The sequence below is a fragment of the Microbulbifer sp. SE14 genome (assembly GCF_059834885.1).
The window spans coordinates 1-26,369 of the sequence record NZ_JCBAJA010000037.1 but is presented as its reverse complement, the minus strand read 5'-3'; the positions used below and the strand labels follow the sequence as shown (position 1 = coordinate 26,369).

Here is a 26,369-nt window from a genome sequence, read left to right as displayed (position 1 = left end):
GGCACATTTGTCGCAAAGCTCACCCCAACCTACACACTGTTCGAGCCCCGAGAGGCGACTGACTGGTTGCCTTTTACAAAAACTTGCAGTTCCGTTTTTGTCAGCGCCGCCGACCTTTGCTAGAGTCTTGGGACTTTCCGAATGTAACCCGGTGCCCTCCTCCACTATTACCAAACTGTCATCACAATGCTGTCATCAAGAGTTGCGCGCCTTTGCTACCTGCTGGTCGCACTGCTGGTTTCCCAGTCGGTGGCGGCCTTCTATGACAGTCACCAGGAACTGCAGAACATCGCCACCCATGTGCCGGCGCATCACAGCGATGCCGCCGACCACGTGGATACCGCCGGAGATCACCACCGGGGTGAAAAATTCCTGGCCCAGGACTGCCACCACTGCTGCCACTGCCACAGCCCGGCACAGTTTTTTGCCCTCGCTCCCGCCGCCACTGTCGCCCTACCCGATCAGCGGCACAGCCTCTCCCGCTACTCCCTGAATTTCCTGTCCCTCAACAGCCCACCCGACCTGCAGCCCCCAATCGCCTGATTCAGGCCTGACTTTCTGATCCCCGCGGCGCTTTCGCGCATTTGCGCGCGCCCGGATTTTCGACACTCGGAGCCCGACGACAACGGCAACCTGTCGCCGTGGCTGCCGGCCAACGTTTTAGAGCTGAAATTCATGCATTACCGACTCATCATTTTTTCCCTGCTGCTGGCCGTCGCCGGCTGTAATCCCGCGGACAGGAATCCGCAAGCGCCCAATGAAAGCCACGTCGAAGGCGGCGGCCACCAGGCCGATAGAGAACAGGGTGCGGAACGGATAACCCTGGACGCAGGGCAGATTGCGCTGGCGGATATCCGCGTCGAGCCACTGGTCGCGCGCATCGTCGAGTACCGCCATTACGCGCCCGGCGAGGTCGCCGCCAACGGCTACCGCAGCTACCTGTTGTCACCGCGGGTCAATTCCGTCGTGGTGAAGCGCCACGCCGTGCTTGGCCAGCATGTGCAGAAGGGACAGCCGCTGGTCACCCTCAGCAGCGAGACAGTCGCCGATGCGCAGCAGGCTCTGCACAGGAGCGCCGACGAGTGGCAGCGGGTGTGGAAACTGGGGCGCGAATTCACTGGTGAAAAAAGCTATGTGCTGGCGGAAAGCGGCTACCGCAGCGCCCGCGGCAAGCTCCAGGCCCTGGGCCTGTCGGAGACCGCGATCGAGGACGCGGCCGCCGGCCGGTTGCAGAAGGCCGGGGAATACACGCTTTTCGCGGCCACCGGCGGCGTGGTCCTCGCGGACAACTTTCACCAGGGCCAGGCGGTCAGTGCCGGCGACAAACTCCTGGAGCTGGTCAGCGAGAGCGAACTCTGGGTGGAGGCGCGGCTGCCCGCGGACAGCAGGTTGGCTCTGCCGGCCGGTTCACCGGCACTGATCGGCATCGGCGACGAAGAGTTTCCGGCAGAAATCACCCACGAGGCACACGCGATAGATCCGCAGACCCGCACCCGGATCGTGCGGCTGCTGGTCGACAACAGATCCCACCGCCTGCACCCCGGCATGTTTGCCGACGTCCACTTTCTGCTGAAAACCCCGCAGCCGGTGGTGGCGGTACCGGAGGCGGCGCTGGTGCGCGGTGACGACGGCGACTGGATACTGTTCGTCGAACAACAACCCAACCGGTTCGAAGCGGTGGAGATTGAGGTCGGTCGCGCTTTCGGCCGCTGGCGCCAGGTCAGCGGCCTGCCCGAGGGCACCAGAGTGGTTGTTGAGGGGGCTTTCTTCGTTGCCTCGCAAATCGCCAAGGGCGGCTTCGATCCACACAACCACTAGGGGGCAGACAATGTTCAATCGTATCGTGGATTGGGCAGTCGCCAACCGCCCGCTGGTGGTGACGGCCCTGCTGACGCTGGTCGCGTCCGCATTTTTTATTGTGCCGCGTCTCAACCTGGATGCGTTTCCCGATGTCACCAATGTACAGGTGGCCGTCAATACCGAGGCGCCGGGCCTCGCCGCCGAGGAGGTGGAACAGCTGATCACCTACCCCATCGAGGCGGTGATGTACGCGCTGCCGGATGTGGAGGAAGTGCGCTCCATTTCCAAGACGGGCCTGTCCGGCGTCACCGTGGTATTTCGCGAGGACACGGATACCTATTTCGCCCGCCAGTTGGTGTTCGAGCGGCTGCAGGCGGCGCGGGAACTGATTCCCGCGGGCCTGGGCACACCGGAGATGGGGCCGAACACTTCCGGGCTCGGCCAGGTGTACCAGTACCTGCTGGTCGCCGACGAAGGCTCCGGCTACAGCCCAATGCAGCTGCGCAGTCTCAATGACTGGGTGGTAAAACTGCTGCTGATGCCGGTGGACGGCGTCACCGATGTGCTCTCCTTCGGCGGCGAGGTACGCCAGTATCAGGTGAACCTGGACCCGTCGCGGCTGCTCGCCTACCAACTGAGCCAGGGGGATGTGATCACCGCCCTCGAGGCCAACAACACCAGTGTGGGCGGCTGGTACATGAACCGTGGCCAGGAGCAATTGGTGATCCGCGGCACCGGCTGGCTGGACCACGGCGAACAGGGCCTGGAGGAAATCCGCCAGGTGCCGCTGAAAAGCGTCGACGGCACTGTGGTGACCCTGGCCGAAGTCGCGCGGGTGGAACTTGGCAGCGAGATCCGCCAGGGCGCCGTTACCACCAGCCGCCGGGACGATGAGGGAAATATCCAGCACCTGGGAGAGGTGGTGTCCGGCATAGTGCTCAAGCGCATGGGAGCCAATACCAAGGCCACCATCGACGGCATCAATGAACGGGTCGCACTGATCCGGCAGGCACTGCCGGAGGGCGTGCGCTTCGAGGTCTTTTACGATCAGGCGGACCTGATCACCCGGGCGGTGCACACGGTAACGAAAGCACTGCTGCTGGCGTTTGTGTTTATCGTCGCGGTGCTGGCGCTGTTCCTGATGAACCTCCGCGCCACCCTGCTGGTACTGATCTCCATTCCCATTGCCATCGGGGTCGCCCTGCTGGTGATGGCACTGTCCGGGATGTCCGCCAACCTCATGTCCCTCGGCGGCCTCGCCGTGGCCATCGGCATGCTGGTGGACGGTTCGGTGGTGATGGTGGAAAACATCTACCGGCACCTCTCTTCGGATGAGAGCGCGGAGGAGAGTGCCGGCCGCGAGGGCATGACCCTGCGCCTACGACAAGCGGGTCGTGAGGTGGCGCGGCCGATTTTCTTTGCCGCGGCCATTATCCTGGTGGTGTTCCTGCCACTGTTCAGCTTTGAAGGGGTGGAAGCCAAACTGTTCCAGCCGATGGCGATCAGCATCATGCTGGCGATAGTCGCCGCGATACTCGTCGCCCTGGTGATCGTACCGGCGCTGGCCAGCTATATGTTCCGCCGCGGCATTACACCGCGGCAGAGCCCGCTGCTGCTGCCGCTGAAGCGTCTCTATCGCCGCGGCCTGGCCTGGTCGCTGGGCAACAGCGGAGTCGTGATGTTCGCGGCCGGGATACTGCTTCTGGCTGCACTGCTGTTGCTGCCGCACCTCGGCACCGAGTTTGTGCCGGAGTTGGAAGAAGGCACCATCAACCTGCGCGTGACCCTGGCACCGTCGGCCAGCCTGGATACCGCGCTGGAGGTGGCGCCGAAGTTGGAGGCGATGCTGCTGGAATTCCCCGAGGTGGACTATGCGCTGTCGCGCATCGGCCGCGCGGAAATCGGCGGGGATCCCGAGCCGGTCAACAATATAGAGATCTATATCGGACTGAAGCCGGTATCGGAATGGGTGAGCGCCCGCAGCCGCGGGGACCTGCAGCGGCTGATGGAGGAAAAGCTGCAGACGCACCCGGGGCTGCTGCTCAATTTCTCCCAACCGATCGCGACCCGGGTCGACGAACTGCTGTCCGGCGTCAAGGCGCAACTGGCGATCAAACTGTTCGGCCCGGACCTGGAGACACTCGCCAAAAAGGGCCGCGCCATCGAAGTCGCGGTCAAGAGTGTCGCCAGTACTCGCGACGTGGCTCTGGAACAGATTGCCGGCGAGGCGCAGCTTGTGATCAAACCCGACCGCCGTCAATTGTCCCGCTACGGTTTGTCGGTGGGCGACCTGATGGGGTTGGTGCGCGACGGCCTCGGCGGCGTCGGCGCCGGGCAGATCATCAACGGCAACGAGCGCTACGATATCTATGTGCGCCTGGCCGAGCGCTTCCGCGACGATCGCGAGGCCATCGCCGAACTGCGCCTGCAGTCGCCGTCCGGTGCCTGGGTGCGCCTGGGCGATGTGGCGGAGGTGCGCATCGAATCCGGCCCGCCCCAGGTGCGCCGAGACGATGTTCAGCGCCGCCTGGTGGTGCAGGCCAATGTGCAGGGCCGGGATATGGGCAGTGTGGTGGCGGATATCCGCGCGGCCATCGCCGATCGGGTGGATCTGCCGGCGGGCTATTCGGTGACCATCAGTGGCCAGTTCGAGAACCAGCAGCGCGCGCAGCAAAGACTCGCACTGGTGGTGCCACTGTCACTGGCACTGATCGCCCTGCTGCTCTACTTCGCCTTCAACTCCGTCGGCCAGGCGTTGCTGATACTGGTGAATGTGCCCCTGGCGGTGATCGGCGGTATCCTTTCCCTATGGCTTTCCGGGCAATATCTTTCCGTGCCCGGCTCGGTGGGCTTTATCACCCTGTTCGGCGTCGCAGTATTAAACGGCGTGGTGATGGTGGAGAGTATCAACCGGCGCATAGCCGGCGGCGCGAATGTGCAAGAGGCGGTCTTCGACGGCGCCGTGTCCCGGCTGCGCCCGGTGCTGATGACCGCGATCACCTCGGCGCTGGGACTGATCCCGATGCTGCTGTCCACCGGGGCCGGTGCGGAGATACAGAGACCGCTGGCGACGGTCATTGTCGGCGGACTGGTGACCGCGACTTTCCTGACTCTGTTTGTGCTGCCGCTGCTCTACGAGCGCTTTTCGCGCAGAAAACTGCTGCGTGGATAACTTCGCCCCTCTTGTAGGAGCGGCCGGTGGCCGCGATTGATGTCCGGGATATACTGAAAGATCGATCGCGGCCACCGGCCGCTCCTACCAGGCGGGGATTCAAGGCGCGAAGCTGCGCAACCACTTGGTCACTTTATCCCGCCTCGCGAAAAGCAGGACCAGCGCCGCCGAGAGATAGACAGCTGGCTCTATCCAACCGCTTTTCAGCGACCACCAGAAATGCCAGCAGGCCAGCAGCAAGATCGGATAGACAAGGCCGTGCAGCTTTTTCCAGTTGCGCCCCATCAGTTTCATCAGTCTGGGAATCGAGGTAACGGCCAGAGCCAGCAGCAACAGCCAGGCCGAAAAGCCCACCAGGATATAGGTGCGCTCCACCAGCTCGCTGCCGATCAGGGACCAGTCAAAAGCCAGTTCCAGGGCCAGCCAGGAAAAAAAATGTAAAAACGCCCAGGTAAAACACCAGAGTCCCAGTGGGCGGCGCAGTCTGTTCAGCTGCCCGAAAGACAGGCCGCTGGCCAGCGGGGATACCAGCAGTGTCAGCATCAACAGTCGCAGCGCGCCCAGGCCGAGAAAATGGATCAACTCCTTTATTGGGTCGCCGCCGAACAGCCCCTGGTTGATCGCGAAATAGAGCCACAGCAGCGGCGCCACCGCGCCCAGGTGCACCAGTATCTGCAAAGTCACTGCAGTGGCTTTGCGCCATTGCAGCGACCGGGGTTTCGAAGTCTGTTCGATCGTCGCCATCAGAAATACTTCTTCAGATCCATACCGGAATAAAGGGACGCGACCTGATCGCCGTAGCCGTTGAACGGCAGTGTTTCCTGGCGCTTGACCGACAGCGGTCCGCCCGCGCCGATAAATCGCTCGGTAGCCTGGGACCAGCGGGGATGATCCACGGCCGGATTCACATTGGCGTAGAAGCCGTACTCATTCGAAGCCAACAGGTTCCAGGTGGTGGGCGGCATCTTTTCCAGCAGGCGTATTCTGACGATCGACTTTATGCCCTTGAAACCGTATTTCCACGGCACCACCAGTCGGATAGGAGCGCCGTTCTGGGTTGGCAGTGTCTTGCCGTAGAGGCCGACCGCCAGAATCGTCAGCGGATGCATCGCCTCGTCGATGCGTAGTCCCTCCACATAGGGGTAATCGATACCGCCGCCGACGTAGCGGTTCTTCTGTCCCGGCATCTGCCCGGGATCGTAGAGCGTCTCGAAGGCGACGTACTTCGCCCTACTCGTGGGCTCGAAGCGCTTGAGGAATGCACCCAGCTCGAAACCGACCCAGGGAATCACCATGGACCAGGCCTCGACGCAGCGCATCCGGTAGATGCGCTCCTCGAGCTGTGAATCCGCCATCAGCTGCCACACATCGACTTTGCCGGGTCTGGCGACCTCCCCCTCGACAGTCAGCGTCCAGGGCTCCAGCTTCAGCGACTGGCTGTGGCGCGCCGGGTCCGTCTTGCCGGTGCCGAATTCGTAGAAGTTGTTGTGGCTGGTGACCTTGGCTTCCGGAGTCAGGGTCAGGGAGGGGGTGGGCTTGTCCCGCGCAAACTGCAGCGGCTTGCGCACGACCTCCCGCCGTTCGTCACTATCGGGTGACAGCAGATCGAACAATCCCGCGTGGGCGGATGTGGCCATCGCCATGCCGCCGATCCCCAGGGTTTTCAGGAAGGTGCGGCGATTCCGGTAGCTGGACTCGGAGGTGACGTGGCTCTCCGAAAGATCTCCCGGCTTTTTGCTTATTAACATGGAATGACTCCTCGACCTTGTCCGACAGCTCAAACGTTAGTCGGCGTAGAGGAGCAGAAATTACATCAGGCACCGCAAAAAGCCCAGGTTGGACTCCAACATGACTGCCGGCGCCTTATGTTGGGGTTCGTTGCACTCACCCCAACCTACGCCTTGGTTCCAAACAGAATGGAACAGAACCCTAGCTTAGTGCGGCGAGCACTTCGCGCGCGGCGCGCCCGTAATGCCGGTGTTGCCCACCAGCCCGAGCAGCTGTCCCGTCTTCACCTTTTCCCCCTCTTTTACCTTGATCGAAGCGGGCTGCAGGTGGGTGTAGAAGGCGTACTGGCCGTTGCCCAGGGCGATGATCACGTTGTTGCCGTCTATCTCCTCGAGGGTGATGACGCCAGTGTCTGTGGGCAGTACAAAGGGTTTCTGGTTGGAAAACCTGTACATCCCGTGACCACCAGGCCATCGGCCACCGTCAGCACTTTCTGTCCGTAAGTCAGTCCAGTCGCGCCGGTGGAGGCCCTGCGTCCGGTTTCTGGATACCGGCCCCTGGAATCAACAGGTCGACCGAAACTGGCAAAATGCCCCCCCGATGGAAGGAACGGCTGGTCGGCGGACAGGATTTGACCGCCCCGAATCAACTATGGCACAGTGGTATTCCGCTCAAATGACCGGGCAGTCAACAGGTCGAATTGAACAACAAATATCCAACTTGCGTCGCCAGGAGGGAGTTCGGTGCCGGTTTTATGAGTACATAGGGGTCAATCTGCCCCTCTCAGTGCAACTTCTTCTCGGAATCCGGCTTTTGACGGCACCATTTGCCTCGGATTAGAGGCAATTCATGCCTTTTGGAGCTTTCAGCCTTTATACTTGTCCTAAGCTATAGGTCGCCGGCGCCTCCGGGACATCGGCTTCCTATGAAGTAGGACGTATAAAGAGACCCCCTATGCTTACCAATCGGATCGCCGCCCTGTTTTCCGGCTTCTTGCTCCTCACCCTGACCCTGCTCTCTCCGGCCACCCTGGCCGAGGCGAATGTCCTGCAGCCCGAAGAGGACCAGGGCAGTACCGCGCGCGAGATCGTCGGCAAGCTGGAGATGCTGCACTACAACAAGCTGAAGATCGGCGACGATATGTCCGAGGAGCTCTGGGACGAATATATCGAGGCCCTGGATCCCACCAAGAGCTATTTTCTCGCCTCGGATATCAACGAGTTCCGCCAGTGGCGCGCCAAGCTGGATGACGAGCTGCGCGCCGGCCAGGTGAAGGCCGGCTTCGATATCTACAACCGCTACCGCCTGCGGGTGACCGATCGCCTGAACAATATCCTCTCGCAGATGGACAAGGGCCTGCCAGCGTTCGATTTCAACCGCGACGAGGCTTTGGAGCTGGATCGCGAGGAGAGCGAGTGGCCCGCCTCCATCAGCGCCGCCGACGAGCTGTGGCGCAAGCGCCTGAAGAGCAGCGTGCTGAACCTGCGCCTGACCGGCAAGGAAGACGATGAGATCCGCGATCTGCTGGTGCGCCGCTACAAGGGCCAGCTGAAGCGCGTCCAGCAGCAGAGCAGCGACGATGTGTTCGAGCTGTACATGAATTCACTGACCCGCCTGTACGACCCGCACAGCAACTACCTGTCGCCGCGCTCACTGGAAAATTTCAATATGAGCATGTCCCTGTCCCTCGAGGGCATAGGCGCAGTGCTCCAGGTAGAGGACGAGTACACCAAGGTGGCGCGCCTGGTGGCGGGCGGCCCCGCCGACCGCACCGGCAAGATCAAGCCCAACGACAAGATAGTCGCCGTGGGCCAGGACAAGACGGGCGACATGGTCGACGTGGTCGGCTGGCGCCTGGACGACGTGGTGGACCTGATCCGCGGCCCGGCCGGTACCTACGTGCGCCTGGAGACCATCCCCACCGGCGGCGACGGCAGCCACAAGACCATCCTGATCCAGCGCAGCAAGGTCAAGCTGGAGGACCAGGCGGCCAAGAAGGCCACCTTCGAATTCTCCGATGGTGAGAAGACCTACAAGATCGGCGTGATCAACCTGCCGACCTTCTATATCGACTTCGAGGCCTATCGCCGCCGCGACCCGAACTACAAGAGCACCACCCGCGACGTGGCCAAACTGCTCGCCGAACTGAAAGAGGAAAAGGTCGACGGCATCATCCTGGACCTGCGCAACAACGGTGGAGGCTCCCTGCAGGAAGCCACCATGCTCACCGACCTGTTTATCGACCAGGGACCGGTGGTGCAGATCCGCCACGCCAACGAGCAGATCTCGCGCCACAACCGCTCCCGCTCCCGCGCCATGTACCGCGGTCCACTGATGGTGCTGATCAACCGCCTGTCCGCGTCCGCGTCGGAGATCTTTGCCGGCGCCATCCAGGACTACAACCGCGGCCTGGTGGTGGGTAACCAGTCCTTCGGCAAGGGCACCGTACAGACCATGGCTCCGCTGAAAGAGGGCCAGCTGAAGATCACCCAGTCCAAGTTCTACCGTGTATCCGGCGACAGCACCCAGCACGCCGGCGTGACGCCAGATATTCCGATGCCGGCGCTGATCGATGCCGAGCAGGTCGGCGAGAGCGCCTACGACACCGCCCTGCCCTGGGATCGCATCCACGCAGTACCCCACGCCAAGTACTTCAACCTGAAGGAACTGCTGCCGCCGCTGATCAGCAAGCACAACCAGCGCACTGCGGCGGATCCGGACTTCATCTTCCTGCGAGAGCAGTTCCAGTATGAAAGCGAGCGCGCGGACCAGAAGTTCGTCTCCCTGAACGAGGAGGCCCGCGAAGACGAGCGCAAGGCCCTGAACCAGCGCCTGCTGACCATGGAAAACCGCCGCCGCACCGCCAAGGGCCTGGAACCCTACGAGAGCTTCGAGGCCTACGAGGAGAGCGAGTCGGAGGAAGTCGCAACCGTAGGCGGCCCGGTGGAGATCGACCTGACAAAAGATCCCATCCTCAACGAGGCCGGCTATATCATGGCGGACTTTATCGGCCTCTACGACAAGATCGCCAAGTCGCCGCCGCAGGTGGCGAATTTCGAATAGGGCGGGACCGCGGGACTCGGGACTCGGGAAGATCATAGGGTGGACTCGCTTGAGGCTTATCCGCCCTACAAAAGTCTTTAACTACGACCGCGGCCCCAGGTCGCCAGAATTTTTCAGGTTGGGTGCGCCCGGCCTTTTTATTTTTCAGGGGGAGAACACAATAAATGAAAGTCGTATCCTTTAACGTCAACAGCATCCGCGCGCGCCTGCACCAGCTGGAGGCCCTGGTCGAATCCCGGTCCCCGGACATCATCGGCCTGCAGGAAACCAAGTGCACCGACGAGGACTTTCCGGTAGACGTGGTGCGCGACCTGGGCTATGAGGTCATCTTCTTCGGCCAGAAAACCCACTACGGCGTCGCCCTGCTCTCCCGCTACCCTTTTGTCGACCGCGAATACGGTTTCCCGAAAGAGGATGACAATGCCCAGCGGCGCATGATCATGGGCAAATTCGATATCGGCGGCGAGGAGCCGCTGACGGTGATCAACGGCTATTTTCCCCAGGGCGAGAACCGCGAGCACCCGGTCAAGTTTCCGAACAAACGCAAATACTACGCCGACCTGGACGACTACCTGCAGACCACCTGCAAACCCGAGGCGCCGGTACTGGTGATCGGCGACATGAACATCTCTCCCACCGACCTGGATATCGGTATCGGCGAACAAAACCGCAAGCGCTGGCTGCGCGACGGCAAGTGCAGCTTCCTGCCCGAGGAGCGCGAGTGGCTGCAGAAGATCCAGGACTGGGGCCTGGTGGACACCTTCCGCACGCAGAACCCGGATTGCAACGACATCTTCAGCTGGTTCGACTACCGCAGCCGCGGCTTCGAGCGTGAACCCAAGCGCGGCCTGCGCATCGACCTGATCCTGGCCACCGAACCGCTGGCAGAAAAATGCGTATCCACAGGCGTGGACTACGATATCCGCTCCATGGAGCGCCCCTCGGACCACGCGCCCGTGTGGGCCGAGTTCGACATCTAGCCGCGAGTGATCAGCCGTGGGCAAGGCAAAGCCGGCCAGCCTGCAGGGCAACCTTTTCCTGCTGAGCGGGGACCGCTACGCCTTCACCGCCGCGCAGATACAGCTGCTGCAGGCCATCGAGGCCTGCGGCTCCATTTCCGCCGCGGCGAAGGAAGTCGGCATCAGCTACAAGACCGCCTGGGACCGGGTGGACGCGATGAACAATATGTCCGAGCAACCGCTGGTGGTCCGCACCGCCGGCGGAGCCAGGGGCGGCGGCACCGCGGTCACGGACCTGGGCCGGGAAATCATCCGCGGTTTCCTGGCCCTGCAGGAAGAGCACGAGAACTTTCTCCAACGCCTGGGCGCCAGGCTGCACTCCATCGGCGACATCGCCAACTTCATCAGGAGCGAATCGGTGAAAACCAGCGCGCGCAACCAGTTTCGCGGCGAGATCATCAAGGTAACGACCGGCTCGGTCAACGCGGAAGTGGAGCTGCGCATCGGCGCCGACCAGAGCCTGGCCGCCATTATCACCAACGACAGCCTGCAGGCCCTGGGCCTGAAAGTCGGCGCAAGCGCCATAGCCCTGGTCAAGGCCTCCTGGGTGCTGCTGAGCAGGGACACGGAACTGCAGACCAGCGCGCGCAACAAACTGCTCGGCGCTGTCTCACGCATCACCACCGGTGCGGTGAACAGCGATATCACCCTCGACCTGGGCGGGGGCAAGAGCATCTCCGCGATTATCACCAATGACAGTGTCGAGAACCTGGGGCTGAAGGAAGGCGACAGCGCCTGTGCCTTTTTCAAGGCGTCCAGCGTGATACTGATGGCCGAATAAGCGGGGGCGAACTTCGGTGTTTTTTGGTGCGCACGGCGCACCCTGCGATTTTCGTGATGCCCACCCAACCTACGTCCCTTATGGCGTAGGTTGGGGTGAGCCTTGCGAACCCCAACAAACTGCTGCGGCACCCGTTGGGCTTCGCAAGACTCAGCCCAACCTACGCTTCCGGTCCCTGTTATTTAACTCAAGTTTCGGAGTTCACATCGAGGGCAGGAAGACTGCGGGCGGCACAGTGCGAGGCTCTGCTGCCGGTGGCCACCTGGCAAATATTTACCGATGAGGTTTTTTGCCAGGTGGCCACCGGCAGCAGGGCCGCTCGAAGGCTCTTCCCTTCCGGCCTGGCAACACCTGTGAACTCCGAAACTTGAGTTATTTAACGATCGCCACGGATTTGATCTGCGCCCAGACTTTCTTGCCCGGCACAATCCGCAGGTGATCGACCGATCTGCGCGTCAGCCGTGCAATGATATGGCTCGCCCCGCACTTCAGCCGCACCAGCGCCATCGCATCGTCGCTGTCGGGGGCTATTTCGCTGACCTCGGCCGGCAGCCGGTTGAGAATGCTGGTGTCATCGTGGGATTCCAGCGCGAGGCTCACGTCCCGGGCCAGGATGCGCACGCGGATCTGCTGCCCCGGCGAGTCACCGCCGTCGCGGAGCCAGATTTCGCCGCCGGCGAAACCTATGCGCACCAAGTGCCATTTCTCATCCCGCTCCAGCACTCTGCCCTGCAGGACTACACCGGTTTCCTCCCCGAGACGCAACGGCAGGTCCAGCCGTGACAACACCTCGGACAACTCTCCCTGCGCCGCCACCCTGCCATTATCCAGCACCAGCAAGTGATCCGCCAGCCGTGCCACTTCGTCGATCGAGTGGCTGACGTACAGGATCGGAATATCGAACTCGGAGCGCAGCCGCTCCAGGTAGGGCAGGATTTCCTGTTTGCGCGCCGCGTCCAGGGACGCCAGGGGTTCATCCATCAGCAACAGCCGCGGGCGAATCAACAGCGCACGCGCTATGGCCACTCTCCGTCGCTCCCCGCCGGACATCTGCTCGGGATAGCGCTCCAGTATCGGGCCGACCCCCATCAGGGAAATCACCCGCTGGACCAATTCCGGTGGGCATCCGCCACCGGCGCGCCTGACCGCGTAATCCAGGTTGCCGCGGGCGCTCAGGTGCGGGAAAAGGCTGGCTTCCTGGAACACATAGCCCAGGGGCCGCCTGTGGGGCGGGAGAAACCATTTTTCGTCCTGCCAGGTATCGTCGTTGACGACCAGCCGGGCCCTCTCATTTCTTTGCAGCCCGGCGATACAACGCAGCAGCGTGGTCTTGCCGGAACCCGAGTGGCCGAAGATCGCGGTGATCCCGCGCCCGGGTAAAGTCGCGTCCACATCCAGGCAGAAGGGCCGCTCGCCCGCTGACGGAGCGGACGATAGAAAGGCAACGTGAAATCGGATCTGGATACTGCCCGGCATCAGACCCAGTACCTCAGGCCGGTCCGGGACTGTCTGTGCTGGAACATATAGAGCCCCAGCAGAACGACAAAGGAAAAGAGCAGCATGGCGCCTGCCAGCCAGTGGACCTGCGCATATTCCAAGGCCTCGACTCGATCGTAGATATGCACTGACACCACGCGGGTCTCGCCGGGAATGTTGCCGCCGATCATCAGTATTACCCCGAACTCGCCGACGGTGTGGGCAAAGCCGAGAATGGCCGCGCTGATAAAACCCGGTTTTGCCAGGGGCAGCACCACGGTAAAAAAGCGGTCCCAGGGCCCGGCACGCAGGGTCGCGGCCACTTCCAGCGGGCGTTCTCCCTGCGCCTCAATCGCGTTCTGGATCGGCTGCACCACAAAGGGCATGGAATAGAACAGCGAGGCGACCACCAGTCCCCAGAAAGTAAATGGCAGCGTGCCCAATCCCAGGGCCTGGGTGAGTTGCCCCACCGGCCCGTTCGGCCCCATGGCCAGCAACAGGTAAAAACCCAGTACCGTGGGCGGCAGCACCAGCGGCAGCGCCACCACTGCACCTATCGGCCCCTTCCAGCGCGAGCGGGTCCTGGCCAGCCACCAGGCGATGGGCGTGCCTATCACCAGTAGCAGGAGTGTGACTATGGCTGCCAGCCGAAGGGTCAGCCAGATGGCCACCCAGTCCGCGTGTGAAAATCCCATACTGAAAAAACCCTGTCTACTGCGCCTTTTCCCCAGGGATGCGATAGCCGTAGGACTCGATAATGGCCCTGGCCTTGTCCCCGCGCAGGAACCGCAGAAATTCCACAGCCCCCCTGCTTGCGGCGCCCCGCCGCAGGAGCACCGCATCCTGGCGGATCGGGTTGTACAAATCGTCCGGCACAATCCAGGTCGATCCGTCTCCAAGCCGTCCGCCCCGCAGGATTTGCGACAGCGCCACGAAGCCCAGGTCCGCATTGCCGGTGGCGACGAACTGGTAGGCCTGCGCGATGTTTTCCCCCTGAACCCACTTGGCCCGCGTCGCCTCTTCCAGATCGAGATTGCGCAGCACTTCCACGGCCGCCTGGCCATGGGGCGCCAGCCTCGGATTGGCGAGTGCCAGTTTGCGAAAGTCCCCGGCTCTCAAGACCGAGGCCCCATCATCCACCAGTGCCGGATCGGCGGACCAGAGGGCCAGCCCCCCGACCACATAGGTGAAGCGGCTGCCCGGTACAGCCAGTCCGTCTTTCTCCAGTGCAGCCGGCTTGGCGGTATCGGCGGAGAAAAAAGCCTGGAAGGGCGCGCCGTTTTTGATCTGGGCGTAGAACTTGCCGGAGGAGCCGAAAGCCAGCTTTACCCTGTGCCCGGACGCCTTTTCAAATTCCGCCGCTATCTCTTTCATCGCGGCGGTGAAATTGGAAGCGACAGCGACCGTCAGTTCCTCTGCCAAGGACGGCGCGGCGCAGGCAAACAAGAAAACAAGCAGCAGCAACTGGCGCCCGTTCAAAATTCATCTCCTCTCGCGGTTATTACTACCCTTCTCCCTGGCGCGCCCCGCCCGGCACCGGTGGTCCTCCAATCTCTTCATCGTTCCCGTCATCCGCTATATAGTGCACTATATAGCGAAGTGCCAGCAAGACATACCGACTGGCCTGTCTAGGGGTCGGCCTGGAACCGGGGCTTTTCATATATGGTTTTCCATATATACTCACAGCCATATATCCATTCAGGCAACCATCATGAGAAAGCGCGTACTATTCCTCTGCGTCGGCAACTCAGCCCGCTCGCAGATGGCCGAAGCCCTGTTGCGGCACCATGCGGATGAGTACTTCGAAGCCTGCAGCGCCGGCACCGCCCCGGAAGACGTGGACCCGAGGGCGATACAAGCCTTAGAAAAGCAGGGGGTTTCGACTGCGGACCTGCACTCGAAACCGGTCGAGACATTCGAGCGGCAGGACTTCGACTTCGTGATTACCCTCTGCGACAAGGCGCACAGGGAGTGCCAGCCCCTGCCCGGGGCGCACGAGCTGATCGCCTGGGATTTTGCCGATCCCAAGACCCGCCAGTGCCCCCGACCCTTCGAGACTACCCTTAAGGAACTGAACGAGCGCATCAAAATGTTCGTGCTGGTACAGACCAAAGAGCGCGCCCAAAACCTATGAATCCCCTGGCTTTCTACAAATGTCTCGCCGACGAGACGCGGCTGCGCAGCCTGCTGCTGATCGCCTGCGAGGGCGAGCTGTGCGTGTGTGAACTGACCGAAGCCCTGGGCGAAAGCCAGCCCAAGGTCTCCCGCCACCTGGCGCAGTTGAGAAACTGCGGGCTACTGCAAGACAGGCGCCGGGGGCAGTGGGTTTTCTACCGCATTGAGCCATCCCTCGACGACTGGGCAAAGGCGGTGCTGCAGCAAACACTGGACGCCAACCGGTCCTTTATGGACGAGAACCTGCGCAATCTGTGCCGCATGGGCGACAGGCCCGAGCGCGCGCGCATCTGCTGCTAGCCAAACAGCGCCCATGCGTATGTACTCATCCCTTTCCGCTGCCAGGAGCGTCCATCGATGAGACTGCTGTTTCTGTGCACCCTCAACGCCTGCCGGAGCATTCTCGCCGAAGCGGTACCGCGCAAGCTGGCGTCGCTGCCGGACGAGATAGGAGAAGAGAAGCATGGGGACCTTTGAGCGCTACCTGACCCTCTGGGTCGGCCTCGCCATAGTCGCCGGGGTGGCGCTGGGCAGCCTGTTTTCCGCATTTTTTTCCGCGCTCGCCGAACTGGAAATCTCCAGCGTGAACCTGGTGGTGGCCCTGCTGATCTGGGCGATGATCTATCCAATGATGGTTCAGATCAACTTCTCCGCGGTCAGGCAGATTCACCGGCGCCCCAAGGGCCTGGCCCTGACCCTGGCGATCAACTGGCTGGTCAAGCCCTTCACCATGGCCGCGCTGGGCTGGCTGTTCTTTCGTGTGTTCTTCGCCGGCTGGGTGGACCCGCAATCGGCCGGGGAATACATCGCCGGCATGATCCTGCTCGGGGTGGCACCCTGCACGGCGATGGTATTCGTGTGGAGCCACCTCACCAAGGGGGATCCCAACTACACCCTGGTACAGGTTTCCATGAACGACATAGTGATGGTCTTCGCCTTCGCCCCCATCACCGCGCTTTTACTCGGCGTGAGCGATATCCAGGTGCCCTGGCAGACGCTGCTGCTGTCGGTGGTGCTCTACGTGGTGCTGCCGCTGGCAGCCGGCATAGCGACCCGGCACAAGCTGGAGGAGCGCGGCGGCTACGCGCTGGTGGAAACTTTCCTGCATAGGATCAAGCACTGGTCGATACTCAGCCTGCTGTGCACTGTCGCGCTGCTGTTCGGCTTCCAGGCGCAGACGATCCTGGCCCAGCCGCAGGCGATACTGCTCATCGCCATCCCACTGCTGATACAGACCTACGGCATCTTCGCCGTCGCCTACCTGGCGGCGCGGCGGCTGCGCTTGCCGCACAGCATCGCCGCGCCCGCCGGCCTGATCGGCACCTCCAATTTTTTCGAACTGGCGGTGGCAGTGGCAATTTCCCTGTTCGGACTGCATTCGGGCGCGGCGCTGGCCACGGTGGTGGGCGTGCTGGTGGAGGTCCCGGTGATGCTGTCACTGGTCTACTTCGCCAACCGGACCAGGCACTGGTTCGACAACGCAACAGATAATTTGGTTACCGGAGAAAAGAGATGACCATCAAGATAGGTATCAACGGCTTTGGCCGCATCGGCCGCCTGGTGCTGCGCGCGGGGTGGGACTGGGAAGATGTGGAATTTGTCCAGATCAACGACCCCGCCGGCGATGCGGCAACCCTGGCGCACCTGCTGAACTTCGACTCGGTGCACGGCCGCTGGCAGCACAATGCCGATGCTGACGGCGGCGCCATGGTGATCAATGACCGGCGCCTGCCCTGCAGCCGCAACAAGGCCGTCGGTGATACCGATTGGTCCGGATGCGACCTGGTGATCGAGGCCTCCGGCAAGATGCGGTCCAGCGAACTGCTGCAGGCCTACCTGGACCAGGGCGTAAAGCGCGTGGTGGTCACCGCACCGGTCAAGGAAGCGGGCGTGCTCAACGTGGTGATGGGCGTGAACCACCAACTCTACGATAGGGAAAAGCACCGCATAGTGACCGCGGCCTCCTGTACCACCAACTGCCTGGCACCGGTGGTCAAGGTGATCCATGAAAAGCTGGGTATCCGGCACGGCTCCATGACCACCATCCACGACCTGACCAATACCCAGACGATTCTCGACGCGCCGCACAAGGATCTGCGCCGCGCCCGCGCCTGCGGCATGAGCCTGATTCCGACCACCACCGGTTCCGCCACCGCGATCACGGCAATCTTTCCGGAGCTGAGCGGCAAGCTGAACGGCCACGCGGTGCGGGTGCCCCTGGCGAATGCCTCGCTGACCGATTGCGTCTTCGAGGTGGAAAGGCCCACCAGTGCCGAAGAGGTCAACCAACTACTGAAGACCGCCGCGGAAAATGAGTTGAAAGATATCCTCGGCTACGAAGAGCGCCCGTTGGTATCCATCGATTACAAGACGGATCCCCGCTCCAGTATCGTCGACGCCCTTTCGACAATGGTTGTCAACGACACCCAGGTCAAGATCTACGCCTGGTACGACAACGAGTGGGGCTATGCCAATCGCACCGCCGAGCTGGCGCGGATGGTGGGCACGATGGATCGGGCTTCCTGAGAAACCCGAGCGAATCTTTCTGTAGGAGCGGTCGTTGGCCGCGATCGGAGTTGCAACCTCTTCTCAAGATCGATCGCGGCCAACGGCCGCTCCCACATAGCAGTCACGAAACACCGATGCATTTATTTTCATCACTACCACTCCAGGTGCGCCAGTACCTGCTGGTCACCGCCAACTACTGGGCCTTCACCCTGACCGACGGCGCCCTGCGCATGCTGGTGGTGCTCTATTTCCACGACCTCGGCTACAGCCCTCTGCAGATCGCCATGCTGTTTCTCTTCTACGAGATTTTCGGCGTGGTCACCAACCTGGTCGGCGGCTGGCTGGGCGCGCGGCTGGGACTGAACCGGACCATGAATATCGGCCTGGCAATGCAGGTGGTCGCGCTTTCCATGCTGCTGGTACCCACTGCCCTGCTGACCGTGCCCTGGGTGATGACAGCCCAGGCGCTGTCCGGTATCGCCAAGGACCTGAACAAGATGAGCGCCAAGAGCGCGATCAAGCTGCTGGTTCCCGCCGAGGCCCAAGGCACTTTGTACAAATGGGTGGCACTGCTCACCGGATCCAAAAATGCGCTGAAAGGCGTGGGCTTTTTTCTCGGCGGCGCACTGCTGGCGCTGCTCGGCTTCCGGGGCGCGGTGCTGACCATGGCCGCCGCCCTGTCGCTGGTGTGGTTGGCGAGTGTTCTGCTGCTGAAAAGAGATCTCGGCAAAGCCAAGGCAAAAAGCAGATTCCGGGATATCTTATCCAAGAGCCGCGCGATCAATCTGCTCGCCGCTGCCCGGCTGTTTCTGTTCGCGGCGCGGGACGTGTGGTTTGTGGTGGCACTACCGGTGTTTCTCGCCAGCCAGTTCGGTTGGGACCACTGGAAAGTCGGTGGCTTCCTGGCACTTTGGGTCATCGGCTACGGCGCCGTGCAATCACTGGCACCGCGCTTTACCGGTGGAAGTGGCGGCAAGCCACCGAGCGCAAAAACCGCTTCCATCTGGGCCGGCGCACTCGCGGTGATTCCGGCACTGATTGCAGTGGCCCTGCAGGCGGGAATCCACCCCGCCATCAGCCTACTGGGAGGCCTGATGCTGTTCGGCTTCCTCTTTGCGGTCAACTCTTCCCTCCACAGCTATCTGATCGTCCGCCACGCGCGCGAGGACGGAGTCTCCATGGACGTAGGTTTTTACTACATGGCCAATGCCATGGGGCGCCTGGCCGGTACCATTCTGTCCGGTTGGGTGTACCAGGTCTCGGGGCTGGAGGCCTGCTTGTGGATCTCCGCGGTGTTTTTGCTGTTGGCAGCCATACTGGCTTCGCTAATCAGGGAATAATCCCCAGTGCGCACCGGCCCGGCGGCGGAAGTTCACTTGACACATCGATGCTCGAGGTATAGATTGCCCCCATGAGCACTACTGCGAGAAGCACCCGCGGCGCCGGCCGGCGGGTACCGGACTACGGCGACCCCGCCTACTGGCGCGGCACAATTAAGATGTCGCTGTCCAAATTCTTTGTGCTTTCGGTACTCCACCAGAAACCCATGCACGGTTACGAGGTGGTCCAGGCGGTCGAGAAAACCACCCAGGGCTGTTGCAGCCCGTCCGAGGGTACCGTCTATCCCATGCTCAATGAGTTTGAAGCCGGCGGCTACCTCAGCTGTGAAATGCAGGTGGTCCAGGGGCGACCGCGCAAGGTCTACTCTCTCACGGACAAGGGGTACGACGCCTTTCGGGTGGCCGTGGGCGCGTGGCTGGAAGCCACCAAGTGCATTCTCGCCAGCGGGGCTAGGGGTACCTCAGACGAATAAGGGGCTGGGCCGATTCTATCGGCCTTTTTTACGGCCACATGCATCGATGTTCGATGCCTTGATGACGGAGGCCTTAGTGCATTCAAGCAGTCGCCACAAAACGCCGGTGACTCTGTCGCTGGGTTTGTCGCAAACCCTGGCATGGGGCTCCACCTACTACCTTCCGGCGGTGCTGGCGGAACCCATGGCCCGGGATCTGAACCTGCCGGGCAGCAGTATCTTCGCTGCCTTTTCGATGGCCTTGGCGGTATCGGCGCTGCTCGGCCCCGCAGTGGGTCGCGCGATCGACCGCCGCGGCGGACGCAACTTGCTGTCTGTCTCCAGCCTGGTGTGCGCCCTGGGCCTGGCCCTGCTCGGTACGGCCGGGGGGTCGCTGCAGCTCTGGAGTGCCTGGCTGGTTATCGGTGTGGGTATGGCGCTCGGCCTGTACGAGCCGGCTTTCGCCACCCTGACCGGCCTCTATGGTCGCGACGCCCGCTCCGCCATCACCGGCATCACCCTGATTGCCGGTTTCGCCAGCACCCTATGCTGGCCGGTTTCTGCGTGGCTGGAGGCGGATGTCGGCTGGCGGGGTGCCTGTGTCGTATGGGCGGGACTGCACCTGGTGCTGGGTTTGCCGCTCAACCGGCTGGGCATACCTTCCGGGGCTCAACCCGCGCCGCACGTGACGCAGGCCCGCGAGCGTCCGCCCGCTGCAAGCGCAGTGATGGTGTTGCTCGCGACGGTATTCGCGCTGGCCTGGTTTATCAGCACAGGAATGGCGGCGCATCTGCCACGCCTGCTGCAGGAATTCGGACTCTCCCCCGCGGCCGCGGTAGCCGCGGCAGGCCTGGTGGGACCGGCACAGGTGGCGGCGCGGCTGTGTGAAGCCGCCCTTCTGCGGCGCTGCCATCCGCTGCTTTCCGCACGCATCGCGACGCTCGCCCACCCCATCGGCGCCCTCGGGGTCCTCGCATTGGGGGCGCCCGCCGCCGGCGTGTTCAGCCTTCTGCACGGTTTTGGCAACGGCATCCTGACCATCGCCAAAGGCACTTTGCCGCTGGCGATTTTCGGTACCCGGGATTACGGCCTGCGCCTCGGCACTCTGATGGCACCCGCCCGATTTGCACAGGCACTGTCCCCGCTGGTTTTCGCATTCCTGATCGAGCACTTTGCTGCCGGAGCACTGTTGCTCTCCAGCGCCCTGGGCCTGCTGGGCTTCGCGGCGCTTTCGACACTCAACCATCTAATGACGAGGAAGCCAATATGAGACTTCGCACCCTCTCCGACCCAGACCACCTGCCGGCACTCGAGCGCCGCTTCACTGCGCAACTGCCGGGGAGAATTCCCGATCCCCCCGGCCATCCACCCCGGATACTGCTGTTGTACGGCTCGCTGCGCGAGCACTCCTATTCCCGTCTGGTGGTAGAGGAGGCAGCGCGCCTGCTGCGACTGTTCGGTGCCGAGCCACGCATTTTCGACCCGAGTGACCTGCCACTGCCGGACCAGGTGGCCGGAGACGACCACCCGTCAGTGCGTGAACTGCGGGAATTGGCGCTCTGGTCCGAAGGGCAGGTGTGGTGCAGCCCAGAGCGGCATGGGCAGATCACCGGAGTAATGAAGACGCAGATCGACCACCTGCCGCTCAATATGGGCGGCATACGCCCGACCCAAGGGCGGACCCTGGCGGTGATGCAGGTAAGCGGCGGCTCCCAGTCGTTCAACGCGGTCAACACCCTGCGCCTGCTGGGGCGCTGGATGCGCATGTTCACCATCCCCAACCAGTCCAGCGTGCCCAAGGCTTTCCGGGAGTTCGACGACAATGGCAGGATGCGCCCGTCGCCGTTTTACGAGCGGATTGTCGATGTCATGGAGGAGCTGGTGCGCTTCACCCTGCTGCTTCGCCCCCACGTCGACACCCTGACCGACCGCTACTCGGAGCGCAAGGAGGCTGCCGGCCCCGGGATTGATCGGCAAGCGGACCTGTCGGCGATTGCCGTGCGTCACCAGGCTAGTTGACTAATTAAAAGAGGCTGGGATTCTATAGATTCTCCACGAATTCACCGCACTGAATGTGCGGCCTGTCGCCCCGTCGGCGTTTCTAGCCAGACCGTCGGCTGGGATCATTGGCAAGTGGGCGGGTTCCCAGCGCTGGCAGCGGCAATATCCCGGCTGCCGCGCCCCCGTCCGATGCCTGCCCCGTGTGCAGCGACTGGCGCAGGTCGCCGACAAAATGGGCGATAAACAACAGCGTCTCCGCGTGCTCACTCTCCACCGCATCGGGATTGCTCACTGTTTCTTCAAACTGCGCCAGGGCCTTCAGGATGCAGCCCGCGGGCGGGCAGTCCCTACCCTCGCGGTAGCCGTCCCGCTGGCGCGGCAGGCTGATGTAGTGCATGGGCGCCGCCCAGTCGTAATTGCTGTCGCTGCGGATGCGATCGGCCCAGGTGGTCGCCCCGGCCAGGCTGGGTTCACCGGCGCCGTCCAGCAGCTGCTTCACTTGAGCCTTTACCTCCGGCTGCAGATAAGCCCAGGCAATTTCACCCACTACCCGGTGTCCGTCATCGCCCCCGGCAAAGGCCTTGGATATAAAAAGAACCAAGAAAAGCGGCAAAATTAACAGAATTAATTTAGCCATCAGAAATGGTCCATCAACCAATCACCCATAGACATCTATGCTTTATTTGTAACACAAACCCGATCGTCATATTTTTTTCAAAAAACGGAGACACAAACGCAACAACTCCTTCACTCGCCCGTCAACTTCCCCTGATAAAAATTCCGCTGGCCTCGACTTGCCAACTGAGTCACTGCGCCAACTACAAAAAACCTTTACCGCCAACGGATGGCCTTCACAGCCAGCTGCCTTGGCCATTTTCGAGACCAGGAGAATTCCATGAAACGCTGCTTGTTCCCGCGCGCCCTCTTGTCCGCCGCGGTGATCTCGGCGATGGGCACGACGCCCGTGGCCTTTGCGCAGGAGACCTCTGCCACCATTCGCGGTATCGTCACCGGAGCCAATGGCGAGCCGGTCGATAACGCCAGGATCACCGTCGTTCACACCCCGTCGAACAGCCGCAGCGAGATTGTGAGCAGTGAGTCCGGCCGTTTTAATTTCAAGGGCCTGCGGGTCGGTGGCCCCTATGTGGTCACGGTCAAATCCGATCGCGGCGAGCGGGTCCTGGACAATCTCTACCTGACCCTGGGCGATCCGCTGAACCTGCCCGTAGACCTACACGCATCCGACATCGAGGAAGTGACTGTGGTGGCGCGCATGCTGGAGCGTGCCACCGCCCTGGGCCCCTCCTCCAACTTCAACCTGGACGATATCGAGAGTGCCCCCTCCACCACCCGCGACATCAAGTCCCTGGTGCGCATGGATCCGCGCATCTATATCGACGAGTCCTTCGGCGACGCCATTCAGTGCACCGGCGCCAACCCGCGCTTCAACAGCCTGACCGTCGACGGCGTGCGCATGAACGACAATTTCGGCCTGAACAGTAACGGCTACCCCACCGAGCGCATGCCCTTCTCCTATGACAGCATCCAGCAGGTGGCCGTGGAACTGGCACCCTTCGACGTGCAGTACGGCGGCTTCAGCGCCTGTAACATCAACGCGGCGACCAAGTCCGGCAGCAACGAGTGGCACGGATCCGTCTTCTACGACTACACCGACGACGGCTTCAGCGGCGACTCCCTGGAGGGTGAGAGCTTCGATATCGCCTCCTTTGATGAGCAGCGCTACAGTACCACCCTGGGCGGCCCGATCATCCAGGACAAGCTGTTCTTCTTCGCCTCCTACGAAAAACTGGAAGGCGTGGACACCTTCGACCGCGGCCCCGCCGGCGCCGGCGCCATCGCCGAAGTACAGGGGGTGTCCCAGGCCCAGTTGGATGAAATAGTGCGCATCTCCCGCGATGCGTACGGCTACGACCCCGGCGGCCTACCCTCCAGCCTGCCGGTGGAAGACGAAAAGCTGCTGGTCAAACTGGACTGGAATATCGCCGACGGCCAGCGCGCCGCCTTTACCTACAACTACAATGACGGCTTCCATATCGCCCAGTCCGATGGCGACCCGGACGAGCTGGAGCTGTCCAACCACTACTACGAGCGCGGCGCCGAACTGACCTCCTATGTGGGCCAGCTGTTCTCCGACTGGAGCGATATCTTCTCCACCGAAGTGAAGATCGGCTACTCGGAACTGGACAACCGCCAGCTGTCCCTGGGCGGCACCGACTTCGGCGAGGTGCAGATAAGCACCGAGAACGACCACGACGGCGACGGCAACAGCTCCCGCGCCACCGTCTACCTGGGAGCCGACGACTCCCGCCACGCCAACAAGCTGTACTACGAATCCCTCAACCTGAAACTTGCGGGCCGGCTGCAGCTGCAGGAGCACCAGCTGCTGTTCGGCTATGAGCGCGACAGCTTCGACGTCTTCAATATGTTCGTGCAGGAGGCCGAGGGCGAGTACCGCTTCGCCAGTATCGAGGATTTCGAGCAGGGTATTGCCTCACGCGTCATCTACGAGAGTGCCGCCGGCAGCAACAATCCGGAAGACGCGGCGGCGGAGTTCAGCTACGACATCAACACCGTCTACCTGCAGGACGAATACACCTTCGCCAATGTCGACCTCACATTGGTCGGCGGCCTGCGTTACGACTGGTACACCAGCAACGACAAGCCGACCGAAAACCCGGAGATAGAGGCGCTCTACGGTTTCTCCAACCAGCACAATATGGACGGGCAGGATCTGTTACAGCCGCGCCTGGGCTTCAACTGGAATGTCGACGGCAATATGGAAGTGCACGGCGGTATCGGGCTCTACTCCGGCGGCAATCCCAATGTGTGGATCTCCAACAACTACTCCAACAATGGCGTCACCCAGTTGGAAGTCAGCGACTCCAGCGGCACCCCGCTGTCCGATATGGACTGGACCGGCTCCGGCCAGCCCGTTTACGACGTTCCGCAGCACCTGTACGACGCGGTGGCCAATGCCGGGAGCGGCGCCGGCGGCGTCAACCTGCTGGACCCGGATTTCGAGATTCCGTCCGTGTGGAAGTATGCCCTGGGGGCCAGCTACCAGTTTGAAAACGGATACCTGGCCTCCGCAGACTGGCTGTACAGCGACTACCGGGATGCGGCGATCGTGCGCGATATCTCCCGCGTCCAGGTGGGTACCGCCATCGACGGCCGCCCGATATACGACAGCGCCAACGGTCGCAGCCAGGACTTTATGCTGACCAACGTGGACGGCGACTCCGGCTATTCCAACGTCCTGTCACTGGGCTTGAGCAAGTCCTTTGAGTTCGGCCTGGATGTGGCCCTGGGTTACGCCTATACCGACGCCGAGGACGTCAACCCGATGACCAGTTCGGTGGCCTATTCCAACTACACCAATATCGCCACCGCCGATCCGGAGAATCCCGGCACCGCCACCTCCAACTACGCGATTCCCCACCGCTTCACCCTGAAGCTGGACTACGCGCGGGAATTCTTCGCCGGCTACGAGACCCGCTTCAGCCTCTTCGGCTCCGCCAACCAGGGCCGCCCCTACGGCTATACCTTTGACAGCGGCTTTATGTTCGGCGACTCCACCGGCTGGGTATCCCGCCACCTGCTGTACGTGCCCAGCGGTGCGGATGATCCGAATGTGGTGTTCGGGGAAGACTTCGATGCGGAGGCCTTCTTCGCCTGGGTGGACGCCGAGGATATCGACCGCGGCGGCATCATGGAGCGCAACGACCTGAACAGCGACTGGTGGACCAAGTTCGACTTCCGCATCGACCAGGAACTGCCGGGCTTCCGCCCCGACGATCGCGCCAGGGCCTACTTTGTGGTGGCCAACCTCGGCAACCTGCTGAACGACGACTGGGGCGTGATGTACCAGGCCGGCTTCCCCCGCTACCAGGCGGCGGTCAGCGCCAGCGTGGACGACCAGGGCCGCTATGTGTTCGAGGAGTTCCTCGACCCGGCGGGACAGACGCGGGTTTCGGAGCCCTCTTTCTGGCAGGCACGGTTAGGTATCAGCTACCAGTTCTAAGCTCTGTCACTACTTTGTAGGATGTCCGTGGCCACGATCGATATGTCGTTTAAAGCCTCAATTGATCGCTGGCCATGGGCCGCTCCTATAATTGGACCAGCCTTAGGTCGACGAAACCAAACGTATTGATTACGCCCGCGCGCGACGCGTAAAGTAGCTAAGGTTTTTATCTTGTGATTTTTTAAAGTTCTTGGATTTTTTTAGGAATTACTTGATTTTCTGGGGGAAAGGATGCGCCGTTTTTACTCATCACGTATTCTTTTAATTTTTGGTTGGATACTATTTGTTTTTCTTGGGTTGTTCGCAAATTCAGCACTATCTGCAACAACAATTAGTAACAAGACAGGAACCTTTGCCCTGACTTTTGATGAATTTCAGCCAGAAGGTTAATACGAGGAGATAGACTTCTGGGTTAATGAGTTTAAAGATGGCGTCTATATTAGAAAATCATACATTAGTTCCAAGTCAAAACAGTTTACTGTTACTCAATCTGGGGTTTATAAGTATGAATTTTGGGAAAAGTACTGCACTATAGAAAATCCTTATAGTGGAGATATGCGCTGTGAATCTCCAAGGAAAATAAGGGATTACATAGTCAATGTTGCTCTGAAGCCCAATCCCCCTTATTCGGTTACTTACAGCGGCGTTGAAAACAGCCCTATAGATAGAAATGGCCGCTTTACTGTACAGTGGGGCGCCTCGAGGGTGTTCAAAACTCTGTGTCAGCCAAATAGCCTCACAGGCTGATGTATTTCTCCAGGCGGTCCGGGAAGTGGATCGTCAGCTGTGATAGCGTCAGGTTCCAGTTCTGA

Annotated in this window: 23 protein-coding genes; 16 read left to right on the top strand and 7 right to left on the bottom strand. The window is 61.6% G+C overall.

What is annotated here, in order from left to right; translation table 11 throughout:
• Positions 1-186: 186 nt before the first annotated feature.
• From AC6R19_RS20270 to AC6R19_RS20260, 3 genes are all read left to right on the top strand, one after another.
• Positions 187-543 carry a hypothetical protein gene (locus tag AC6R19_RS20270; RefSeq protein WP_500581691.1) on the top strand — a complete coding sequence of 119 codons (357 nt, stop codon included), beginning with the start codon at positions 187-189 and terminating at the stop codon, positions 541-543.
• 132 nt (positions 544-675) lie between these two features.
• On the top strand, positions 676-1,818 hold the full coding sequence (locus AC6R19_RS20265) for an efflux RND transporter periplasmic adaptor subunit (RefSeq protein WP_500581690.1): 1,143 nt from the start codon (positions 676-678) through the stop codon (positions 1,816-1,818).
• A 10-nt stretch (positions 1,819-1,828) separates the two neighbouring features.
• The gene (locus AC6R19_RS20260; RefSeq protein ID WP_500581689.1) at positions 1,829-4,972 is read left to right on the top strand and encodes an efflux RND transporter permease subunit; all 3,144 of its coding nucleotides are present in this window, start codon (positions 1,829-1,831) and stop codon (positions 4,970-4,972) included.
• 99 nt (positions 4,973-5,071) lie between these two features.
• Here the strand turns inward: AC6R19_RS20260 and msrQ are convergent, their stop codons facing one another.
• The 3 genes from msrQ to AC6R19_RS20245 all read right to left on the bottom strand — a co-directional run bounded on the left by msrQ (position 5,072) and on the right by AC6R19_RS20245 (position 7,155).
• Complete coding sequence (gene msrQ, locus AC6R19_RS20255) at positions 5,072-5,716, bottom strand: protein-methionine-sulfoxide reductase heme-binding subunit MsrQ (protein WP_500581688.1); 645 nt, start codon at positions 5,714-5,716, stop codon at positions 5,072-5,074.
• A complete protein-coding gene (gene msrP, locus AC6R19_RS20250; protein ID WP_500581687.1) occupies positions 5,716-6,720 on the bottom strand; it encodes a protein-methionine-sulfoxide reductase catalytic subunit MsrP in 1,005 nt (334 codons plus the stop codon). Before msrP ends, msrQ begins: the two co-directional genes overlap by 1 nt.
• Before the next feature lie 186 nt (positions 6,721-6,906).
• Positions 6,907-7,155, bottom strand: a complete 249-nt coding sequence (locus AC6R19_RS20245; RefSeq protein WP_500581686.1) for a M23 family metallopeptidase — start codon at positions 7,153-7,155, stop codon at positions 6,907-6,909.
• 499 nt (positions 7,156-7,654) lie between these two features.
• Between AC6R19_RS20245 and AC6R19_RS20240 the strand changes: the two genes are divergently transcribed.
• From AC6R19_RS20240 to AC6R19_RS20230, 3 genes are all read left to right on the top strand, one after another.
• Positions 7,655-9,763, top strand: a complete 2,109-nt coding sequence (locus AC6R19_RS20240; protein ID WP_500581685.1) for a carboxy terminal-processing peptidase — start codon at positions 7,655-7,657, stop codon at positions 9,761-9,763.
• A gap of 164 nt (positions 9,764-9,927) precedes the next feature.
• Entirely contained in the window at positions 9,928-10,743 is an 816-nt protein-coding gene (gene xthA, locus AC6R19_RS20235; protein ID WP_500581684.1) for an exodeoxyribonuclease III, read from the top strand.
• A 16-nt stretch (positions 10,744-10,759) separates the two neighbouring features.
• Positions 10,760-11,563: a TOBE domain-containing protein gene (locus AC6R19_RS20230; protein WP_500581683.1), complete on the top strand. Its 804-nt coding sequence runs from the start codon at positions 10,760-10,762 to the stop codon at positions 11,561-11,563.
• 372 nt (positions 11,564-11,935) lie between these two features.
• Here the strand turns inward: AC6R19_RS20230 and modC are convergent, their stop codons facing one another.
• Genes modC through modA form a run of 3 tightly spaced genes read right to left on the bottom strand, consistent with a single transcriptional unit; the run spans position 11,936 to position 14,518 of the window.
• Positions 11,936-13,039, bottom strand: a complete 1,104-nt coding sequence (gene modC / locus AC6R19_RS20225) for a molybdenum ABC transporter ATP-binding protein (RefSeq protein WP_500581682.1) — start codon at positions 13,037-13,039, stop codon at positions 11,936-11,938.
• On the bottom strand, positions 13,039-13,734 hold the full coding sequence (gene modB, locus AC6R19_RS20220) for a molybdate ABC transporter permease subunit (RefSeq protein WP_500581681.1): 696 nt from the start codon (positions 13,732-13,734) through the stop codon (positions 13,039-13,041). Before modB ends, modC begins: the two co-directional genes overlap by 1 nt.
• Positions 13,735-13,750: 16 nt before the next feature.
• Complete coding sequence (gene modA / locus AC6R19_RS20215; RefSeq protein WP_500581680.1) at positions 13,751-14,518, bottom strand: molybdate ABC transporter substrate-binding protein; 768 nt, start codon at positions 14,516-14,518, stop codon at positions 13,751-13,753.
• Between the two features lie 232 nt (positions 14,519-14,750).
• Here modA and AC6R19_RS20210 point away from each other — a divergent pair, with 232 nt between their 5' ends.
• The 9 genes from AC6R19_RS20210 (at position 14,751) to arsH (ending at position 21,533) form a co-directional block, all read left to right on the top strand.
• Positions 14,751-15,173 carry an arsenate reductase ArsC gene (locus AC6R19_RS20210; protein WP_500581679.1) on the top strand — a complete coding sequence of 141 codons (423 nt, stop codon included), beginning with the start codon at positions 14,751-14,753 and terminating at the stop codon, positions 15,171-15,173.
• Complete coding sequence (locus tag AC6R19_RS20205; protein WP_500581678.1) at positions 15,170-15,514, top strand: metalloregulator ArsR/SmtB family transcription factor; 345 nt, start codon at positions 15,170-15,172, stop codon at positions 15,512-15,514. The genes AC6R19_RS20210 and AC6R19_RS20205 overlap by 4 nt, the downstream gene beginning before the upstream one ends.
• Positions 15,515-15,571: 57 nt before the next feature.
• Positions 15,572-15,691 (top strand): arsenate reductase/protein-tyrosine-phosphatase family protein, encoded by a 120-nt coding sequence (locus AC6R19_RS20200; protein ID WP_500581677.1) that lies wholly within the window; start codon positions 15,572-15,574, stop codon positions 15,689-15,691.
• Positions 15,678-16,730, top strand: a complete 1,053-nt coding sequence (arsB, locus tag AC6R19_RS20195; RefSeq protein WP_500581676.1) for an ACR3 family arsenite efflux transporter — start codon at positions 15,678-15,680, stop codon at positions 16,728-16,730. Before AC6R19_RS20200 ends, arsB begins: the two co-directional genes overlap by 14 nt.
• Entirely contained in the window at positions 16,727-17,740 is a 1,014-nt protein-coding gene (locus AC6R19_RS20190) for an ArsJ-associated glyceraldehyde-3-phosphate dehydrogenase (RefSeq protein WP_500581675.1), read from the top strand. The genes arsB and AC6R19_RS20190 overlap by 4 nt, the downstream gene beginning before the upstream one ends.
• A 116-nt stretch (positions 17,741-17,856) precedes the next feature.
• Positions 17,857-19,062 carry an organoarsenical effux MFS transporter ArsJ gene (arsJ, locus tag AC6R19_RS20185; protein ID WP_500581674.1) on the top strand — a complete coding sequence of 402 codons (1,206 nt, stop codon included), beginning with the start codon at positions 17,857-17,859 and terminating at the stop codon, positions 19,060-19,062.
• 71 nt (positions 19,063-19,133) lie between these two features.
• Positions 19,134-19,535, top strand: coding sequence for a PadR family transcriptional regulator (locus AC6R19_RS20180; protein ID WP_500581673.1), 402 nt, complete (start codon positions 19,134-19,136; stop codon positions 19,533-19,535).
• A gap of 46 nt (positions 19,536-19,581) precedes the next feature.
• Positions 19,582-20,784, top strand: a complete 1,203-nt coding sequence (locus AC6R19_RS20175; RefSeq protein ID WP_500581672.1) for an MFS transporter — start codon at positions 19,582-19,584, stop codon at positions 20,782-20,784.
• Complete coding sequence (gene arsH, locus AC6R19_RS20170; RefSeq protein ID WP_500581671.1) at positions 20,781-21,533, top strand: arsenical resistance protein ArsH; 753 nt, start codon at positions 20,781-20,783, stop codon at positions 21,531-21,533. Before AC6R19_RS20175 ends, arsH begins: the two co-directional genes overlap by 4 nt.
• Positions 21,534-21,615: 82 nt before the next feature.
• Here arsH and AC6R19_RS20165 read toward each other — a convergent pair whose 3' ends face one another.
• On the bottom strand, positions 21,616-22,152 hold the full coding sequence (locus AC6R19_RS20165) for a S1/P1 nuclease (RefSeq protein WP_500581670.1): 537 nt from the start codon (positions 22,150-22,152) through the stop codon (positions 21,616-21,618).
• Positions 22,153-22,410: 258 nt separating this feature from the next.
• On the opposite strand from AC6R19_RS20165, the gene AC6R19_RS20160 reads away from it, so the two are divergent.
• Positions 22,411-25,557: a TonB-dependent receptor gene (locus tag AC6R19_RS20160; RefSeq protein ID WP_500581669.1), complete on the top strand. Its 3,147-nt coding sequence runs from the start codon at positions 22,411-22,413 to the stop codon at positions 25,555-25,557.
• Positions 25,558-26,369 lie beyond the last annotated feature (812 nt).